General features: G+C 42.1%; 13 protein-coding genes and 3 pseudogenes (2 of these 16 running past the window's edge). 6 read left to right on the top strand and 10 right to left on the bottom strand.

Annotation, left to right across the window (positions count from 1 at the left end):
• A pseudogene (locus HYU69_07045) lies at positions 1-13 on the bottom strand (histidine kinase); it reaches 1,391 nt to the left of the window's first position.
• A pseudogene (locus tag HYU69_07040) lies at positions 1-527 on the bottom strand (tetratricopeptide repeat protein); it reaches 34 nt to the left of the window's first position. The pseudogenes HYU69_07045 and HYU69_07040 overlap by 47 nt, the downstream one beginning before the upstream one ends.
• 92 nt (positions 528-619) lie before the next feature.
• Positions 620-970 (bottom strand): MGMT family protein, encoded by a 351-nt coding sequence (locus HYU69_07035; protein ID MBI2270100.1) that lies wholly within the window; start codon positions 968-970, stop codon positions 620-622.
• Positions 967-1,458 (bottom strand): hypothetical protein, encoded by a 492-nt coding sequence (locus HYU69_07030; GenBank protein MBI2270099.1) that lies wholly within the window; start codon positions 1,456-1,458, stop codon positions 967-969. Before HYU69_07030 ends, HYU69_07035 begins: the two co-directional genes overlap by 4 nt.
• Positions 1,459-1,651: 193 nt before the next feature.
• Between HYU69_07030 and HYU69_07025 the strand changes: the two genes are divergently transcribed.
• Positions 1,652-2,905, top strand: a complete 1,254-nt coding sequence (locus HYU69_07025) for an HlyC/CorC family transporter (GenBank protein MBI2270098.1) — start codon at positions 1,652-1,654, stop codon at positions 2,903-2,905.
• 60 nt (positions 2,906-2,965) lie between these two features.
• Here the strand turns inward: HYU69_07025 and HYU69_07020 are convergent, their stop codons facing one another.
• Both HYU69_07020 and lpxK read right to left on the bottom strand, forming a co-directional pair.
• Positions 2,966-3,778 (bottom strand): purine-nucleoside phosphorylase, encoded by an 813-nt coding sequence (locus HYU69_07020; protein MBI2270097.1) that lies wholly within the window; start codon positions 3,776-3,778, stop codon positions 2,966-2,968.
• Positions 3,768-4,767: pseudogene (gene lpxK, locus HYU69_07015) on the bottom strand (tetraacyldisaccharide 4'-kinase). The gene HYU69_07020 and the pseudogene lpxK overlap by 11 nt, the downstream one beginning before the upstream one ends.
• 204 nt (positions 4,768-4,971) lie before the next feature.
• On the opposite strand from lpxK, the gene HYU69_07010 reads away from it, so the two are divergent.
• Positions 4,972-6,066: a Nif3-like dinuclear metal center hexameric protein gene (locus HYU69_07010; GenBank protein MBI2270096.1), complete on the top strand. Its 1,095-nt coding sequence runs from the start codon at positions 4,972-4,974 to the stop codon at positions 6,064-6,066.
• A gap of 1 nt (position 6,067) precedes the next feature.
• Positions 6,068-6,886, top strand: a complete 819-nt coding sequence (locus HYU69_07005) for a hypothetical protein (GenBank protein ID MBI2270095.1) — start codon at positions 6,068-6,070, stop codon at positions 6,884-6,886.
• 78 nt (positions 6,887-6,964) lie between these two features.
• Here HYU69_07005 and HYU69_07000 read toward each other — a convergent pair whose 3' ends face one another.
• From HYU69_07000 to HYU69_06990, 3 genes are all read right to left on the bottom strand, one after another.
• Positions 6,965-9,355, bottom strand: coding sequence for a sodium-translocating pyrophosphatase (locus HYU69_07000; GenBank protein MBI2270094.1), 2,391 nt, complete (start codon positions 9,353-9,355; stop codon positions 6,965-6,967).
• A 114-nt stretch (positions 9,356-9,469) separates the two neighbouring features.
• Positions 9,470-9,652, bottom strand: coding sequence for a hypothetical protein (locus HYU69_06995; protein ID MBI2270093.1), 183 nt, complete (start codon positions 9,650-9,652; stop codon positions 9,470-9,472).
• 392 nt (positions 9,653-10,044) lie between these two features.
• The gene (locus tag HYU69_06990) at positions 10,045-13,269 is read right to left on the bottom strand and encodes a PKD domain-containing protein (protein ID MBI2270092.1); all 3,225 of its coding nucleotides are present in this window, start codon (positions 13,267-13,269) and stop codon (positions 10,045-10,047) included.
• Between the two features lie 279 nt (positions 13,270-13,548).
• Between HYU69_06990 and HYU69_06985 the strand changes: the two genes are divergently transcribed.
• The 3 genes from HYU69_06985 to HYU69_06975 are packed head-to-tail and all read left to right on the top strand — an operon-like array spanning position 13,549 to position 16,755.
• Complete coding sequence (locus HYU69_06985; GenBank protein MBI2270091.1) at positions 13,549-14,532, top strand: pyruvate dehydrogenase complex E1 component subunit beta; 984 nt, start codon at positions 13,549-13,551, stop codon at positions 14,530-14,532.
• A gap of 37 nt (positions 14,533-14,569) precedes the next feature.
• On the top strand, positions 14,570-16,114 hold the full coding sequence (locus HYU69_06980) for a GH3 auxin-responsive promoter family protein (GenBank protein ID MBI2270090.1): 1,545 nt from the start codon (positions 14,570-14,572) through the stop codon (positions 16,112-16,114).
• Positions 16,114-16,755 (top strand): LysE family transporter, encoded by a 642-nt coding sequence (locus tag HYU69_06975; GenBank protein ID MBI2270089.1) that lies wholly within the window; start codon positions 16,114-16,116, stop codon positions 16,753-16,755. The genes HYU69_06980 and HYU69_06975 overlap by 1 nt, the downstream gene beginning before the upstream one ends.
• Before the next feature lie 225 nt (positions 16,756-16,980).
• Here HYU69_06975 and HYU69_06970 read toward each other — a convergent pair whose 3' ends face one another.
• Complete coding sequence (locus HYU69_06970) at positions 16,981-20,592, bottom strand: gliding motility-associated C-terminal domain-containing protein (protein MBI2270088.1); 3,612 nt, start codon at positions 20,590-20,592, stop codon at positions 16,981-16,983.
• Between the last annotated feature and the right edge of the window lie 211 nt (positions 20,593-20,803).

Genomic DNA, 20,803 nt, shown 5'->3' with positions numbered 1-20,803 from the left:
TTTTTATCCCCAATTCCTTCCCATATTTTTAATGCAACGAAATAATTCTTCAAGGCATCCGAGTAATTACCCTGAAAAAAATAAGCACTTCCAATGCTTTTATATGAACTGGCAATACCTGATTTATTACCAATTCTTTCGTTTGTTTTTAAAGAAGTAAAATAATTTTCTATGGCTAAGGGATAATTATACTTTTTAGAGGCAATATCTCCAATAATAGTATATGCATTGGCCAATTCTTTTTGTGCAAACATTATCATCACCGGTAATTTGTCGATTGAAATTATTCTTTCAGTCAGCACTTTGGCCTTTTTGACAACTTCCAAGCTGCCGTTATAGTTACCTGAATTGTATAATTTTCGGCTTGTTGCAATCAAATTATTAATATGTGCAGTATCTTCGTTCGTTTCCAAAACAACTCTTTTTAAAGAATCCAGATTGTATTGCCCCGATTGAACAGGAGAAGCAGAAGCGAAAATATTTATATTTAACAAAACGTAAAAAAGATTGTAATTGGAAAATAGCATTTTTATATTTAGGTTATTATTACTAAAATAATATTTACATCGAAAGGATACATATTTTTTAATCCAAATAAATTTGAGGCAATTTCGTTTTACTAAAGTGCCATTTCCTTTGTTGGATCCCAAAATAGTTTCTTGAAATCCACAACCTTGTCGTTTTTTACTTTTACACCTTCTTTTTCGAGTAGCCTTTGCATCATAAACGGATCACCGAAATGGTGTTTGCCGGTGAGAAGTCCGTTCCGGTTTACAACACGGTGTGCAGGAACTTTCTTTTTGTACGAATGTGAAGCATTCATAGCCCAACCTACCATGCGGGAAGAGCGTGCCGAACCAAGATATCTGGCAATGGCGCCATAGTTCGTAACACGTCCTTTAGGTATCAGGCAAACAACTTCGAACACCAGTTTGAAAAAATCTTCGTTTATGCGGGCTGCTGATTTCATTTTAATTCTCTAAGGAAAGCGATCAGATCAGTAGATGGTAATTCAGAAACTCCAAGTTCACGAAGAATAGTGATCAGTTGTCCGCGGTGAAAGGTGCTGTGATTCATGCAGTGCATAATAATGCCATGGTTGGTGGTGCTAAAGGTGTTGCCCTTTATATTTTTATAGCTTGTTGATCCGCTGAAATAGGAATTCTCTTTTGATGCCCCAAACTCAATAAAATCCTTTGAAGCGATGAGAAACTGGTTTATTGTCGGCTCTTTAAATTGTGCGGATGGGGGCCAGTTGACAGCTTCTTCTTTTAACCGGGACATCCACGCAAGTTCGGCGTCCCAGATATGATGAACGGTTTTACGAAGTGACGGAAAGCTGCTTTTTACTTCTTTATCGAGCAAAGCGGGGTCGATCTTAAGCATTACACCTGAAAGACGGTCGTTTGCCCAATGATTGTAGGTTACATATTGGAGCAATAATTTTTTGGTGTCCATATTGTTGTTTTAATGGGTTGTTTCCCTTAAGACATAAAGCTAAAAAACAAAAATAACAATGAGACCCGCAAATACAATGCAAAAACAAATTAATAACTTGTATTTTTACAATAACAAAAAAGCCGTTTGCCGGAATAAATGGGTCGTGCTTTTGCATAATTCATAAAAATCAGGCAGGTTTGTATAAATAGATTTGGAAGCATCGTTCATCATATTACTTACACTCATCGCTTCCGCCTTTTTTTCAGGCCTGGAGATCGCTTTTATTACATCCAATAAACTGCGTATAGAGCTGGAAAGTAAACAGGGCAGTTGGTTTGCCGGGATCCTTTCCTATTTCAATAAATTTCCCGCCCGTTTTTTGGGAACAATGTTGTTGGGTAATAATATTGCCATTGTGGTCTTCGGAATTTACATGGAAGAAGTGCTTGATCCTTATATTGGTCAGTACATTAATTCCCGCATAGGCATATTGTTCATTCAGACGTTTATTTCCACGATGTTTATCCTTGTAACAGCCGAATTTTTGCCCAAAAATGTATTTCGTATAAATCCCAACCTCATTCTTGAGTTTTTCGCCATTCCGCTTTGGATTGTTTACTGGCTGATGTACCCGGTGGTGTATCTGACGATCGGGCTTAGTGAATTTATATTAAAAAATATTTTTAGGGTAAATGTGGAAAAGGAAAAGCTGGCCTTTGGCCGGATCGACCTGGATAATTATGTACGGGAAGGAACTAAATCCGACAAAAAGCAGGAAGTTGAACATGAAATAAAGATATTCAAGAATGCGCTTGGCTTTGCCAATGTAAAGGCCCGTCAGTGTATGGTGCCGCGCACCGAGATAGTGGCGATAGAAGTGAACGATAGTATGCAGCGTCTTCGTGAATTGTTCCTGCAAACCCGCCTTTCGAAAATACTGATCTATGAAAAAAATATTGATAACATAATCGGGTATGTGCATTCGCACGAGCTTTTTCAGAAGCCGGTATCGATCCGAAGGATCTTATTACCTGTAAGTATTGTACCCGAATCAATGCCTGCAAGTGAAGTACTCACTCTGTTCATACAGCAGCACAAGAGCATAGCCATAGTAGTGGATGAGTTTGGGGGTACTTCCGGTATGTTAACTATGGAAGATGTGATGGAAGAGATTTTTGGTGAGATAGAAGATGAACATGATAAAGAGGAGATGGTCGAGAAAAAGGTAAATGAAGATGAATATTTATTCTCGGGCCGCCTGGAGATTGATTACCTGAATGAAAAGTATAAACTCAATTTGCCTTCATACAAGGATTTCGAAACGCTCAGCGGGCTGATCATTCATCATCATCAAAGCATTCCGAAGATAAATGAGGAGATATCCATAGACAATTTTATTTTTAGGATCGTTTCAGTGAGCAATAACCGCATCGAGCAGGTATTGTTGAAGGTAATGGAAAAGTAGTTGGTTGGTTGAGGCTTATCGGTTGTTGGCTGGTAGTATTTGGTGTTTTAAATCTGACAACTAACAACCCGCAACCAACAACTTGATGATCAAACTCATTTTTGGTTCGGCCAAAGCGGCTTCACGCAGTACATCTTCGTGCGTTAGTTCCACAATTTTGTTTTCAATTCCAAGGTCGGTTATAATGGAGATGGCAAAGCAGGGAATATTCATATGTCGTGCTGCGATCACTTCGGGTACGGTACTCATTCCTACAGCGTCGGCGCCAATGATGCGGATAAATTTATATTCGGCAGGTGTTTCAAATGTAGGCCCTGAGATGCCGAGGTAAACTCCTGTTTGAACTTTTATTTTATTATTAGCAGCGATCTGTTGTGCTTTCGTGATCATCGCTTTGTCGTAAGCTTCACTCATGTCGGGAAAGCGGGGACCCAGTTCGGGATCATTTTTTCCAACTAATGGATGGGCTGTAAAAAAGTTGATATGATCTTTCAATATCATAAGGTCGCCGATGGAAAAATCCGGGTTTACGCCTCCTGCGGCGTTACAGATGAACAAACGTTCAATACCTAAAAATTTCATGACCCGTACCGGGAAAACCACCTGCTGCATGGTATAGCCCTCGTAATAGTGAAAGCGTCCCTGCATGGCCACAACATTTTTTCCGCCAAGCAAACCGAAGATCAATTTGCCCGAGTGGCCTTTTACTGTCGATAAAGGGAAATTCGGAATGTCTTTGTATTCCAGCTCGTGTTTAATATCAATTTCTTTTACAAGTCCGCCAAGACCTGTTCCAAGTATAATACCATATTCCGGTTGAAAGGGTATTTTACTTTTTATGAATTCAGCCGAGCTGGTGATCTCATTTAGCATACTCACGTATTTGTTTATTAAAAGCTTCGCCTTCGTCAAATAAAAATACCGTTTCAATAGGGATATAAAATAATGGCAATTGTTGCACCACTTCCAGGAGGCCCGCTTTATCAATGCGCATGGCATCTTTTTCGGTGGTGATAATGATCTTATTTGTTGATGCTGTGCTTTCGAAGTTTTGTTTCAACTTCACCAGTTCAACAATGCTGTATTCATGGTGATCAGGGTAGGGGATATGCGTTATGTGAACAGTTTTAGCGGAAAGGTATTTTATTAAAGGCTGCGCATTTACAATACCGGTAAGTAGTATAATATGTGTCTCGGCGGTTATTTCCTGTACCTTTTGCTGAGTTACCGGCATTAATTTACCATAAGCAATGGTGGTAAAATAAACCTGCTGAGGGCGATAAATTAGCGGGACATTTGGTTACAATAATAATATCAGCCCGTTTAGCCCCGCTTTTGTATTCCCGCAATGTGCCGACTGGCAAAATTTGGTCGTTGTAGAATAATTTACTGTGATCGGTGAGCAGAATGGAAACAGAAGGTTTAACAGCCCTGTGCTGGAAGGCATCGTCAAGTAAAATAACCCTTAGTTGCCTGTGGTCCTGCAATAATTTTTTTATTCCATGTATGCGGCTGGCATCAACAGCCACAGGAACGTCTGGAAATTTGAGTTTGAACTGACGAGGTTCGTCGCCTACTTCTGTAGATATAGAAGTTGAATTCACATAAATAAATCCCGATGTACTTCGCGCATAACCCCGGCTGAGTGTAGCTACAGGATATTTCTCATTCAGCAGCCGTATTAGATATTCGATCTGTGGTGTTTTGCCTGTACCGCCCACGGTGAGGTTACCAACACTTATTACAGGTATGCTGAATTTTTTAGAGGGAAGTATTCCAATATTATACAGAAAGTTCCGGATAGCCACAATGCATCCGTAAATGAATGAAACAGGGAGTAATAAAAGACGCAGCTGTTTCATATATTATTCATGAGTTTATCTATAAAAATAAAAAAATTAACCACAGGCGGCATAAAGATAGTTTTAACATTAATCAGATGGGACAATCTACAGGTTGAACGGGACGTTTTGTTGCTAATGCCTGGTGGATTTCGCAGATTAACGCAGAAAGGTTATTTTTGAGATTCATGCCCGTCGAATGTAAAATAATAAATCCAGTATAAAATGAAGATCAAAGAAATAATAGCACATATTGAATCGATAGCTCCATTGGCTTACCAGGAGTCGTATGATAATTCAGGCTTGTTATGCGGCGATAGTTATGCTGAAGCGAAGGCGGCGCTGGTAACCCTCGACTGTACGGAAGAAGTGCTGGATGAAGCCATTGCCTCAGGCTGTAATCTAATTATCGCCCATCATCCGATCATATTCTCCGGTCTGAAAAAAATAACCGGCAAAAATTATGTGGAGCGTGTCATTATTAAAGCCATCAAAAATGACATTGCCATATATGCCGCGCATACTAATTTGGATAATGTGGATACAGGAGTTAATGCGCAGATAGCAGTTAAACTGGGACTTTCAAACACACGGATACTTTTGCCCAAAACCGGCCACCTGCGTAAACTCATTACCTTTTGCCCGGTTGATAAGGCGGAGCAGGTGAGGCTGGCTTTATTCGGGGTGGGTGCCGGACATATAGGTAATTATGACGAATGCAGTTTTAACACAGAAGGTTTTGGCACATTCCGCGCGGGCGATGGAACCGATCCGCATATTGGAGAAAAAGGTAAACAGCATACCGAAAAGGAAATTAAGATCGAGGCCATTTACACGATCGAACGCGAAAGCGCTATTGTAACGGCTCTCATAAAGGCTCATCCGTATGAAGAGGTGGCGTATGATCTTGTGCCCTTAGCCAATGGTCATAGTCGTGTTGGTTCAGGTATGATAGGTGAGTTAGTGAATGCAGAAGAAGAAATGGTTTTTTTAAAGCGTTTAAAGAGAATAATGCAAACGGAATGTGTCCGTTATACGCGTCCAACAGGTAAAAAAATAAAAAAAGTGGCTGTTTGCGGTGGGAGCGGAAGCTTTTTGCTGTCCGACGCGATAAAGGCAGGCGCCGAAGTTTTTGTGACTTCCGACCTTAAATATCATCAGTTCTTTGATGCTGAAAATAAGATAGTTATAGCGGATATCGGGCACTATGAAAGCGAACAATTTACCAAACAGTTATTTTACGACCTATTGACCAAAAAATTTCCTATATTCGCAGTCCATTTATCAAAAATCAACACAAATCCCATAAACTATATTTAAAATGGTTAAATCAAAGGCTGACGAAAAGGCGGACATTTCCACAGAAGAAAAACTAAAAGCATTATTTGAACTACAACAGGTCGACACGCAGATCGATAAGATCAAGATCATCAGGGGTGAGTTACCGCTTGAGGTGAGAGATCTGGAAGATGCCGTAACAGGCATGGAAACCCGCGTGAATAATTTAAAGGAAGAGATAGAGAATCTTGAAACATTTATCACGGACAGGAAGAATGCGATGAAGGACTCTGCTGCAGCGATCAAAAAATACGAGGCACAGCAAAATAAAGTTCGTAATAACCGCGAATACGATTCGTTAAGCAAAGAGATCGAATACCAGAACCTGGAAATTCAGCTTTCTGAGAAAAAGATCAAAGAAGCGAAGGCCAATATACTGGCTAAGAATGAACTGATCGAAGGTTCGGCGGAAGAATTGAAAGGCAGAAAGAAAGATCTGAAAACAAAGAAAGATGAGCTGGATACTATTATAGCCGAAACTCAAAAAGAAGAAGATGCGCTTCTGAAAAAATCAAAAGGAGCACAGGATAAGATCGAAGACCGTTTGCTGAACGCATATCACCGTATACGTTCAAACGCGCGTAACGGACTTGCCGTAGTTACTGTACAGCGAGATGCGTGTGGAGGTTGTTTTAACAAGATTCCACCTCAGCGCCAGCTTGATATACGTATGCACAAAAAGATAATTGTTTGTGAGCATTGCGGTCGTATTTTGGTTGATCCTACCCTGGATGGAATTGAAAGGATAGCGGTTGTTGAAACTGAAAAACCTAAAGCTAAAAGAGCGAAAGCCAAAGTATAGAACATTCACTTTAATAATAAACAAAAGGGCTGTAAGTTTTACAGCCCTTTTGCCTTTATTAAAAGGCATATAAATTTTTTAATGTTTCTCCGCACAGGCCTCTCCGCATTTTTCTTTGCATTCTTCTTTGGTTTTGCAACCGTGTGAGCAGTTTTCCATGCATGATGAAAATTTTCCGGTTCCTGCGTGTTTCATGCAGATTGCTTTTTCTTCAGGGGAACATTTCATCGAATCGCAATAAGCGGAACATTCTTCCGGGGTAAACAAAGCAACTTTATTCATATCGCATTTCATTTCAGCGCCTGGCATACAGCATTCTTTTTTCATGCCGGAACATTCGTTTTGTCCTTCAGCTGATGGTACTGAAATGTAGGGAGCTATTACCAATGATACGATAGACATTAATTTGATCAGAATGTTCATAGACGGACCGGATGTGTCTTTGAACGGGTCGCCTACAGTATCACCTGTAACAGAGGCTTTATGCGGTTCAGATTTTTTATAGAACATTTCGCCATTGATCATCACTCCTTTTTCGAATGATTTTTTGGCATTATCCCATGCTCCACCTGCATTGCTTTGGAAGATACCCATCAAAACACCGCTCACGGTAACGCCTGCCAGCAAACCGCCAAGTACTTCAGGACCGAAGATAAAACCAACGATCACCGGTGTTAATAAAGCGATGGCGCCTGGCATCATCATTTCACGGATACTGGCTTTAGTTGATATCGCCACACATTTTTCGTATTCAGGTTTTGCTTTGTATTCCATAATGCCCGGAATTTCGCGGAACTGTCGGCGAACTTCCTGTACCATGTCCATGGCGGCTTTTCCAACAGCCTGGATGCATAACGCGGAAAATATGAATGGGATCATTCCGCCTACAAACAAACCTGCCAATACGGGGGCCTTGTAAATGTCAATGGCATCAATGCCTGCAATTCCAACAAAGGCTGCAAATAATGCCAGTGAAGTTAAAGCGGCTGAAGCAATGGCAAATCCTTTTCCGGTTGCCGCTGTTGTGTTGCCAACTGCATCTAAATTATCAGTGCGCTCACGAACCTCAGGAGGTAACTGGCTCATCTCCGCAATACCGCCGGCGTTATCAGCAATCGGACCAAAAGCATCTATCGCCAATTGCATGGCTGTTGTGGCCATCATTCCTGCCGCGGCGATCGCAACGCCATATAATCCTGCGCAATAATAAGAAGCCATGATGCCGCCCGCTAAGGTTAAAATAGGAATTACAGTTGATTTCATGCCAACAGACAAGCCGCCAATGATGTTTGTAGCATGGCCCGTTGATGATTGTTGAATGATAGAAAGAACAGGAGCTTTACCCATAGCGGTGTAATATTCTGTAACAATACTCATAATAGCACCAACGATAGTTCCGACAACAATTGCCATGAATACTCCCATTTTAGTGAATGTCGAAGTGCGTAATACAATATCTCCTTCAGGAAGCATATACATTACCGCAAAATAAGATGCGGCAACTGTTAACAACATTGACGACCAGTTACCCATGTTCAACGCATTCTGAACATTTGATTTTTCGTCTTTAATACGAACAAACCACATTCCTACTATAGAGAATACAATACCCAGACCGCAGATCACCATAGGTAAAAGAATAGGGGACATGCCGCCAAAATTATCTGTAACAGTTATTTCCTGTCCTAATACCATTGTCGCCAGGATTGTCGCAACATAGGAGCCAAAAAGATCGGCACCCATACCTGCAACATCCCCTACGTTATCCCCTACGTTATCGGCAATGGTGGCGGGGTTACGAACATCATCTTCGGGAATTCCTGCTTCAACTTTACCTACCAAGTCAGCGCCAACATCGGCAGCCTTTGTATAGATACCGCCACCCACACGCGCGAATAGGGCGATCGATTCGGCGCCTAATGAAAAGCCGGTTAATACTTCAATGGCTGTCTTAACCGTAGCTTCACCGGCTCCGGCAAACACCTGTAAGAAGGCTATAAATAAACCACCCAAACCTAAAACCGCCAAACCTGCGACACCAAGTCCCATAACGGAACCGCCTGTAAAGGAAACTTTTAATGCCTGTGCCAGACTTGTGCGGGCAGCCTGGGTTGTCCGAACATTCGCTTTTGTTGCCACTTTCATCCCTATATATCCTGCTGTAGCGGAAAAAACAGCACCGATAATAAAGGCAATGCAAATGATCCAACTGGAATGGATCTCTTTGCCATGGACTTCATGTATTGTTCCTGAGTAGGCTAACAATGCGGCAGCAATCACCACAAAATAACTAAGCACTTTCCATTCCGCTTTTAAAAACGCCATCGCGCCTGCGGCTATATGGCCGGCCAATTCCTGCATTTTAGCGTCTCCGGCATCCTGTTTGCTAACCCAGGCCGATTTAACAGCCATTACCAATAATCCCAGAATTCCTAAAGCCGGTACTAAATAAATGATACTTCCGTTCATAAAATGTTTGATTTATAGTGATACAAAAAGTTGATTTTCAGTTTGTTGTTTCAGATTTTTATTCAAAATTAGGCTGCAAACTTAACAAATTAATTTTAATTGGAGAAGTGGGCCTTACTGAAGTATGATCTTCTTATTGACAACACTGTCGGAAGAAACCAAACGAAGGGTATATATTCCATCGGCGCACCCTGGCAGATCAATAACAGAAGAGTTTTTTCCGTTTAGTACAGGTATTGTTTCATCTGTATAAAATTTGGTTAAAAAGAGCGATTTTCTCAGAGTTAGGATACACATCCCCCCACCCAACATTATTGTTAGGACGAGTGATTAACCCAAAAAGAAAACAGGAAAGAGAATAAAAAGATATTTTCATCTTCGTGCTCCGGCTTACGATAGCTCGTAAACGTGGCGACATCTGTTTGTGCTTCCCTGTTTTGATCTCAATTTCATGTACAAGGTCTATGCGCTCAGTAACAAATCGAGATTGGGTTTCCGTAAAGGTATCGTTTTTATTTATGTCTGTTGGTATGCGGCCGCTTATGGCATTTCATGATTAGTATAAAAATGATTATTAAAGGTAGGTAAGAAAAGTAAATAATAAAAGGCAGCAAAAAACATCTTACGGATGGTAAAAATCCATAATTTGTGAATAACGGCTATTTGCGGCTTATTCAACGGGATTAACCCTATTGAACAACTATTTTCTTATTGATAACACTTCCCCCGGAGATCAATCGGAGTGCATATATTCCATTTGCGTTATCAGACAGGTTGATCAAATATGAATTTTTGCCGGCAGAGGTGGTCAGCAGATTATCAAATACAAGCTTGCCGGTTACATCTGTAACGGACAGTAAAACCCTTTCATTTTTATCTGCTTTAAGAATTAAATTGAACGAGCCGTTATTTGGGTTAGGGTAAATATCAATGCCACTGAGTTCCTGTTGGCTATCGATGCCGGTAATAGTGATTACAGTTATCGTTGAAGTGCCGGTACATCCATTGGCATTCGTTTCTGTAACAGTATAATTCCCTGTTTGTGTGGCAACATAAATCTGTGAAGTGGCACCAGATATCGGGCTTCCATTCAGGTTCCATTGGTATTGATCAGCGGTGCTGCCGGTAAGTTGATTGCCGTTTTGGGTGATCGTTGGTACAAAAGGCGGATCGGCATTGACCGTGCCATTGGTTGTTGAAGTGCATCCGTTGTTATCTGTAACTGTAACAGTAAATCCTCCTGCTGATAATCCGTTTATGGTCGACCCCACTTTCCCCATTGACCATGTATAAAAATAGAGCGGAGTGCCCCCGTTTGTCGCGGCCGCCACTGAACCGTCATTTCCCTTGCAGGAAGCATCGGATACAGATGCAATGCTCACCACAAGCGGATCGGGTTCTGAGATAACCACTTCGGCAGTTTTAGAACAAACATTTGCATCAACAACTGTTACTGTGTATGATCCCGCCGAAAGGATGTTCTGTGTTGGCGCTGTTGAGCCTGTTGTCCAGGAGTAAGAATATGCGCCGGTTCCGCCGGTAACTGTTAATGAAGCGCTTCCATTGCCTCCGGAACAGGCACTATTGGTTTCTGAGGGAGCAATAGATATCTCCGCGGGTTCCGTAACCGTCGCACTGATTGCCGACATGCAGCCGTTACCATCGGTTACTACAACTACATATATACCCGCACATAAAGTGTTGGTAGTGTTAGCGGTAAATTGAGGAGGCGCTGAATTCCATGAATATGTTAATGTAGCAACTCCTGTTGCGGAAACAGATGCTGAAGCATTGCAGGATCCTTTGCAGGAATTTGATGTAACACTATTAACATTTACAACAGGTCCCGTTGTATTACTTACACTGATCCCTTCTGTTTTGGTACACGCGTTCGCATCGTTAACAGTTACTGAATATATACCTGCGGACAAATTACTTGCTGTGGGTGAAGTTGAGCCATTGCTCCAGGTGTATGTCAGCGATCCGGTGCCTCCTGCTGCTGTCGCTGAGGCCGAACCCGTACTTGCGCCGCACGCCGTATTATTTGACGACGGGGTAATGGCGATCGCCGCAGGCTGGCTTACAGCGGCTGAATGCGTTTCAATGCAGCCATTGGCATCTTTCACATCAACGGTATGCACAGCAGCTGTTAATCCGGTAAAAATATTCGATGCCTGATAAGCACCGCCATCAAGCGAATATGTATAAGGAGGTATGCCATTGATCACGCTGAAAGTTATACTGCCATTCGCGCCTCCATAACATGTTGTGGGGCTTGTGGTGGCGCTTATTGTCATGGACTTTATGTCAATGGTAGTAACATATATAGCGGAATTCCCGCATGCATTAGTGATCTTCACCGAAACGTTATAACTTCCGGGTGCAAGGTAGGTATGATTGATCGCCGGCTGACTTGTAGTAAGTGTGTTGCCATCGCCGAAATTCCATTCAAAACTATTGCCTCCCGCGGCAAGGAACGGGACAGGTGAACAGGCGCTGAAATTATTACCAAGGTCAAGTATTCCACCAAGTACAGGTTGTCCCGTACCTATAACAATATCAAGAGAATCCTTCGCGCTATTATTGCATCCGTTAAAATACGTTATTACAACTTTGCGGGTGCCGGTGGCAGAATAAGCGTGCTTTACCATATCAATAACACCAAAGCCAGGTACATTAAAGGGTTTGGTTTGTGTTGCCGTTGTCCCATCGCCGAAATCAAAAATATAATGAGATCCGCCGGTAGCATAAAATAACACCGAATCGCCTGCACAGGCATTAAATTGCGTGCTGCCCCAATTATTGTTATTTCCGGTATGGGTAACTACGGGTATAAGATTTGTTACCACGTTCACTGTATTGTATACAGTAGTGTCGATATTGCAATTGTTGGTGAGTTTTAATGATACTGTGTATGTATTTGCCACAGCATAAAAGTGCTGACCGCTTGTGGTTGATGATGTAGCAGCGTCTCCAAAATTCCAGCTATATGATTTTGCAGGAGTATAAACGTTATAGCTGATTTTGTCGCCCGGACAAACTGAAGCGGGTGAAACCTCATAATCAATGCTGCCGCTCCAGCGGTTTGCTGTTCCCACAGAGATGATCCTTGATAATGTTGTATCAATATTGCAGCCATTTTTAGCCGTAACCGTTACTGTGTATGTACCTAATGCAGAAAATGAATAGGTGGGATTAAGAAGGATGGATGAATCACCCGTTCCGAATTTCCATAGCTGCGAAGCAGGAGAGATATTGTAATTGAAGAAGAATGCTACAGGATCACTCGGACAACTTTTAACTGTTGACGAATTTATGCTTACGGCTGAGTTGAAGCGCACATTGCTTTTAACACGAATAGTATCGGTATAAACACCCGTCTGTCCGCATGAACTGGTAATTGTAAGTGTTACAGGGTAATTCCCGGGCGAAGAATAGAAGTAGGTTGGTTGTGGCTGGGTAGAAATGCCGCCGTCACCAAAAGCCCATGAGTAAGTGACAGCATTCAGGTTTCTCGGATAAAATCTGATCAGGTCGCCGGGGCAGGCCGAAGTACTGGCGTTGAATTTTGCACTTGGCTTCGCATTATTAATTATGACAATATTTTGCTTCACCGTATCATTTTTTCCGGTCGAAGAATTGTAGTAGATGCATCTTAGCAAATATGTATTTGGTGTAGAATATGCATGACCTGGGTTTTGCTGAGTTGAGGTGAATCCGTCTCCGAAGCTCCAATTGGTTTGGCTGGATTCAGGATATATGTAAGCACTCACAATTTCTCCCGGACATGCGGAATCAGCAGAGGTATACAACAGGCTTCCGGCAAATAAGGCTGTTCCGGAAAACATTATTAAAATAAAAACACCTATCCAAAGCGGCTTTAAATTGAAAAAAGTAAATAGCTTATTTCTCATTTTTTATTTGTTAGTTACGTGTAAGCAAATATACTAAACTTCGGACATTTTAAGGTCCTTCGTATTTGTTACAAAATATCAATAGTATAGATGTTGTAAAGAGGTATCCGGAGGTTATCATGCATGGTTGCCTGAATAATTTTGAGAGAATTTGCCGTGTATCAGAAGGATTTGAAAAACAGATTTTTAGTTCTTTAGGATAAGGTGTTTTTCCAAGGTTTATTTGATTATGATATTCCGTTTTTTCAGCTAATTTTGCTATTACAAATACAGCATGATATGAGAACAATTGAGTTTCGTGAAGCTTTACGGGAAGCTATGAGTGAGGAGATGCGCAAAGATGAACGTATATTCCTTATGGGTGAAGAAGTGGCCGAATATAACGGAGCCTACAAGGTAAGTAAAGGCATGCTTGCCGAATTCGGAGAAAAGCGTGTAATAGATACTCCTATTGCGGAACTTGGTTTTACAGGCATTGGTATTGGTGCCGCCATGAACGGACTTCGTCCGATCATTGAATTCATGACATTTAATTTCTCTCTGGTTGCGATTGATCAGGTGATCAATTCAGCCGCTAAAATGATGAGCATGAGCGGGGGACAATTCACAGTTCCTATAGTTTTTCGCGGACCTACTGCTTCGGCAGGTATGCTCAGTTCACAGCATTCACAGGCATTCGATAATTGGTATGCCAACTGCCCTGGTTTAAAAGTTATTGTTCCTTCAAATCCGTATGATGCTAAAGGTCTTTTAAAATCAGCGATCCGCGATAATGATCCTGTGATTTTTATGGAAAGTGAACAAATGTATGGCGAAAAGGGGGAAGTGCCTGAAGGTGAATACCTCATCCCGATAGGTGTTGCCGACATAAAAAGACAGGGTACGGATGTTACAATTGTTTCTTTCGGAAAAATAATGAAAGCTGCTCTTGGTGCCGCTGCAGAATTGGAGAAGGAGGGTATCAATGCCGAAGTGATCGATCTGCGTACCGTTCGACCTATTGATTACAATACGGTTATTGAATCGGTTAAAAAAACAAATCGCCTCGTTATTGTAGAAGAGGCCTGGCCACTTGGGTCTATTGCAACAGAAGTTGCTTTTAAAGTTCAGCGTGATGCGTTTGATTACCTTGATGCACCTGTAAAACGTATCACTTGTGCTGATGTACCTTTGCCTTATGCCCCAACATTGATTGAAGCTTCATTGCCCAATGCCGCCCGCGTTGTAAAAGCAGTTAAAGAGGTGATGTATGTTAATCATTAAAAATTAGTACTTTAGTAAAAACTAAATTTGAGTATAGATGGCCCTGCTGGGTTCAATATTAAAGCGTACCATTGAGATCGGCGGCAAGCTGCCGAAAATAAGGAAGGCTGACGCTTACCGGGTACAAACGAAAACGCTTAAACATTTACTGGCCAAAGCCGAATTTACCGCTTTTGGTGAGCATTATAATTTCACACGTATCCTTGGTTCAAATGATATTATCGGGAGTTTTCAGCAAACAGTTGATACGCACGATTATAATTCCATTTTCAAAAGGTGGTGGTATCGTTCACTGAACGGAGAGCCCTATGTTTGCTGGCCAGACCATATTAAGTATTTCGCCTTAAGTTCGGGTACTTCCGAAGCTTCAAGTAAGCATATTCCCATTACTAAAGAGATGTTGAGGGCGATAAAGAAAACAAGCGTTCTTCAGATCCTTTCGCAATTTCACTACAATCTGCCTAAAGAACATTTCGAACGGGGAATGCTTATGATCGGGGGCAGCACACACCTTAATTACAACGGAACCTATTTTGAAGGCGACCTGAGCGGAATAACCACGGGAAATATTCCATTTTGGTTCCAGCATTTTTACAAGCCAGGCTCGCGTATTTCAAAGGAGCGTGACTGGAACGCCAAGCTGGAAGAGATTATGAAAAACGCCAAGGCCTGGGATATATCGGCTGTATGTGGGGTTCCGGCATGGATACAGATCCTGTTCGAGAAAATAATAAAACATTATAACGTAAACAACATACACGACATCTGGCCCAACCTGGCTATTTATGTTCACGGAGGTGTTCACTTCGAGCCATACAAGAAGGGTTTTGAAAAGTTGTTGGGAAAACCAATAATATATCTTGAAACATACCTGGCATCCGAAGGATTTATTGCCTATCAGAACCGTCCGGATGCTACAGGCATGAAGCTGGTAATGAACAATGGAATTTTTTATGAATTTGTTCCGTTCACGGATGATAATTTTGACGCGGACGGGACAATGAAGCCGAACCCTGTTGCACTTCATGTCGGGCAGGTGCAGGAAGATGTGGAATATGCTATCCTCCTTTCAACCTGCGCAGGGGCCTGGCGCTACCTGATAGGTGATACGATCAAATTTACTTCATTGGAACATTATGAGATCAAGATCACCGGCCGCACCAAGCATTTTTTGAGCCTGTGCGGTGAACAATTGTCGCAGGACAATATGAATCAGGCGATCAAAATTGTTTCGGATGAATTGAATATAGATATTAAAGAGTTTTCGGTGGCAGGAATTAATTTCGAGTCTTTGTTCGCGCATCGCTGGTATATTGGCACTGATGAAAAAGTTGACGCGAATGAACTTAAAAAAAAAATCGATGAACAGCTTAAAGTGTTGAACGATGATTACCGTGTGGAGCGGATAGCTGCACTGAAGGAGATCTTTGTTGAAGTGTTGCCTGCTAATGTCTTTTACGATTGGATGCGTAAGATAGGTAAGGAGGGAGGACAAAATAAATTTCCCCGTGTGTTAAAAAAGGAGAAGCTGATCGATTGGGAAAATTATCTTATTCAGAATAATCTGGTTAAACGAAATTAATGACCGAAGCACTCCTTAAAGGAATAGGGCTGGGCTTAATGCTGGCCATGACATTGGGCCCTTCTTTTTTCGCGCTGCTTCAAACCAGTATTAAGAATGGACTTGGTTCCGGCATTACACTTGCATTCGGGATATTTACCAGTGACGTGTTTTATGTGGCGGTGGCCTACCTTGGTGCCACGAGCCTGCTAAGTGATGCGCAAAATAAATTTTATATTGAAATTGCAGGCGGAATATTACTTGTAGTGTTTGGCGCGATCGCTTTATTACAGAAAAAAGAAATAAAGGATAGCGTTGATGTTAAACAGGAAAAACGTTCCGTCACTTTTGTAAAGGGGTTTTTGCTGAATACGTTTAATCCGGCGGTATTTTTTCTTTGGTTCCTTTGGATGAGCATTGTAAGTACCGAATTCAAGTTTTCTTATATAGATATTGTTACCTGTTTCTGCGCGGCTCTTGGAACCATTTTATTAACAGATATACTGAAAGTGGTTATAGCTAATCAATTGCGAAACATAATGACTCCCACCGTTCAACAGTGGGCCAGCCGCATACTCGGGATTATCCTGATCACAATAGGAGTCAATTTAATGTGCCAGGATTGCCTGCTACACTTGTTTTTCACACTGATCGGAAAATAAATAAACAGCCCCCGGAAAATGCGGAGGCTGTTTGTACTATTCTTGTTTGGTTTCACTACTTAATTGTTAATGATTTTGGATGAGACATAGAATTATATTTATAGTTTAGTCCAAAAGTAATAAAAAAAATCTACATGCAAAATATTGGACTATATTTTATTTATAATTGGTATTAAATATCTCTTCACGGGGTTAGATCAATTAAAGACTATCGACAGGTTGGGTTTAGCGTATCAATTGAAGAAAACCTGCCTGATCGTACTGGACCCCGTCAGCCCCCGTTGCTTTTACTATATAATAATATGTTCCATCCGGAGCTTCTTTTCCATTTGATGTACCATCCCATCCGCCGTTAATATCATTCCACCCATACATTTTCAGGCCCCAGCGGTCGTAAACCAAAGCATCAAAAGCGATGATGCATTTCCCCCTGATCCTGAATATGTCATTTCTTGTATCTCCGTTCGGAGTAAAAACATTGGGAATAAGGAATAACATACATTTCTCTTTAATAAAAATGTCATATTTCGCCGTATCAATACAACCCAAAGAATCGCGTGCTACCAATATTACCGTATAGGTGCCAGCATAAGGATAAAGATGTGTCGGATCAGTAAGTGCACTTTGAGTAGTATCCCCAAAATACCATTCAAAGGAATTAGCCCCAATGCTTGTGTTTGTGAAGTTAACAGTTACCGGCTGGGTGCCTGTTGTAGGATCCGGTGTAAATCCTGCTGTTAGAGTGCTCTTAATGCCAACTGTTGCTGTGGCGGTGCTTGAACATCCGTTTGCATCAGTTACTGTTACAATATAAGTTGTCGGGTTTAAGCCGGTGATGATGCTTAAACCTGAAGTTCCATTGCTCCATGAATAGGTCAGAGGATCTGTTCCGCCTATAACGGAAACCGTGACCGTACCATTGTTATTTCCTTTGCAAACTACATCAGTAGCATTTGCTATGGCAACTACGGAAGATGTACCTGCAATCACAACAGTGGTGACTGCTGTACATCCTTTAGCATCAGTTGTGGTCACTGTATACGTACCGGCGGCTAAATTTGAAATCGTGGCGTTTGTCGCACCTCCTGCTGACCATAAAAAGGTGTAAGCGGGTGTTCCGCCAACAGATGATACGGTAGCGGTCCCATTGGTCTGATCACAAGTTGCTGATGTACCGGATGCTGTTGGTAAAACCGATGTGGGTTGGTTAATAGTAACAATTGTAGTTGAACTGCAGCCGGCCCCATCAATAACGGTTACTGTATAATTTCCCTGGACAAGGCCGTTAATGGTTTGTCCGGCTGAACCATTGCTCCATGAATAGGTAAAGCCAGGCGTTCCACCTGTAATTGAGGCAGTAGCTGTGCCATCATTACTGTTGTTGCAACTTACGTCCGTTGAAACTGCAGTGACGGTTCCCGCGACTGTGGTGCCAACAATAGTTGTAGTCGTTGCGGTGCACCCATTGGCGTCAGTTGTCGTTACTGTATAAGTACCGCTTGATAAATTTGAGACGGTCGCGGAAGTTGCTCCCCCTGGCGACCAAAGGTAACTATATCCTGAAGTGCCGCCGGTAGTGGTTGCTGTTGCAGTTCCAATAGGCAAACTACAACCGCCGGGAGTAGTTGATGTGGATATGGCTAAAGCTGAAGGTTGATTTACAGTAACCACTGAAGTTGAGGTGCAGGCACCTCCATCTTTCACAGTTACAGTATAGGTGCCTTGCCCAAGTCCATTTGTGGTTTGCGCGCTTGATCCATTGCTCCAGGAATATGTATATGCAGGTGATCCACCTGAAATGGTGGCTGAAACAATACCATCAGAGCCTCCGTTACAACTTACATTTACAGCTGTTGTTGTAACAATGCCCGCTACGCTATCCACGAAAACCGTAGTGGATGAAACGCAACCATTGCCATCAGTTGCAGTTACAGTATAGTTTCCGGGAATTAAATTTGAAATAGTAGCAGAAGTTGCCCCGCCTACCGACCATACATAAGAATAACCAGGTATGCCGCCGGTTGCAGATATACTGGCAGTACCGTTGTTTGATCCGCAGTCGGCCGGTGTGGACGAACCGGTTAAAACAGCAGGGTTGTTAATAGTAACAGTAACGGTACTTGTTTTAGTGGCTCCGGTACTATCGGTAGCAGTAACAGAATATGTAGTTGTGACATTGGGGCATGCATTAAAGGTATCTCCTGTTGTTCCCCCGGGGTTCCATGAATATGTGTACGGCGGTGTGCCAATGCTTGCCACCGCGGTCAAATTCAGACAGCTGCCCGGACAAACAGCTCCTCCCGTTACACTTACCTGTATACATGAACTTACAGTTACTGTTATGGTTTCTGTTGAAGAACAACTGCTGCCATTGGTAACAGTTACAGTATATATTGTTGTTGCGGTCGGACTAACAGATTGTGTCGGGCTGGAACCTAATCCGTTTGACCAGGAGTATGTATATGGACCAGCGCCGGTTCCGGTGACGGAAATGTTAGCAGTAGCTCCTGGGCAAATGCTTGCGTCGCTGCTTGTTAATGTTGGAATCGCTTTTAGCGGAATTGTCATATTTACAGGGCATCCTGAATAGGAGATCATATTTACAGTATAGTTGGTTCCAGGTACAGGATTGTCAATTGTAACGCATTGCGTAGTAGGGGAACCGGTCAGGCCAGGTTGTCCTGCCGGCCACGAATAAGACATATAACCTGAAGGGGCACATATTTGAATACTTGCCGCACCAACACAAAATTCCGGATTGGTTATGGTCATGGGAATACAATAGGTATCAAAGTAAGCATAAGCAAAGTGACTGCCGTAGTATGTCCCTGAATCTGCAGGGCAGCAAGTGGCATTTCCTCCTCCTTCGCAATCACGCACCCTGAAAGTAACACAAACAGTTTGGCCGATGTATCCACTCAGGTCGGTTACCACATCGACCCATGGGGTAAAGGCGATACCATCTCCGGTACTGATATCTAAATTGCTTCCTACATAATAGAAAGGTGAAACACCATCTTTTGGATAATGGGAATAACGTGCGCATGGGAGTGTATCGCCATTGGATTGTTTGGTGATAATTACATCAAACAAAGGCTGCAGCTCAGCAGGATGGGAAGGTGCGTCAAGCACAACGGCATATTTATATCCGAATCCGGCATTAGATGAATTTACAGTAAAGCAGTAACTGGCAGAAGCCGCAGCAGCATGAAGTTGCTGATTGGTAACTCCATTAACTGTTCCTGGTTCACCTTCCGCAGTTCCGTATGAACCGATCCGGAATGAATTGTTTCCTCCCCCGGGAGCTACAACAGGAAGGAATGATACGAACCCGTCTCTGCCGGTGCCGGATGTAACCTGATATAGATTAGCAGGCTTACTTGCATTATACAGATCCCATGTAAAAACAGAGCCCGGTGCAGTTGCAAGGTGATAGCTTCCCCAGTTTCCGGTCCAGCCATTTGATGTGCCTCCTTCAAATGACATATCAGCTCCGCAAACGGGTTTTGTTGCTTCGGCAGGTTCAGAATAAATACATAAGCGTCCCTGGCTCATTCCGGTTGAACTTTTTACTATAACATAATATTGTTTACCAGGAACTGTGACCATATTGCCCCAGTTTGGATTGTTTTTAGCTCCAGTATTACTGTTACAAAAAATTTCCGTCATTGAAGCACCGCAGGGGCCTTCAAAAACTTCAATTGAAGCGCCAATTTCATCTTTTCCCCATAGGAACAAGTCTGTACTTGTACCGGTTGCTGTAAATTTTCCCCACCACCAGTTGCTCATGTTTGAACAAGGTGTTGCAGGAGCCGTTATGGTGTTATCGGTAACCACATTGTTATAGTTTGAAAAGCAATCAAGGTTTTTGTGATCTAGCAGTAATCCTGTTATTTAATCTGCATTCTCTTAGTAACACTTCTCCAAACATTTTTTACAGTATTTATTTGGGCATAATGAGTTTTGGAATAAATTATTTAAATCTTCTTAAAACGTTTAACAATTATCACATGACCGTTTCAACTTGCATTCAACGCAAATTCCTTAT

Source organism: Bacteroidota bacterium, from assembly GCA_016183775.1.
Classification (GTDB): Bacteria; Bacteroidota; Bacteroidia; order JABDFU01; family JABDFU01; genus JABDFU01.
Note: the sequence above shows the minus strand (reverse complement) of the source record. Positions and strands in the feature narration are given on the sequence as shown.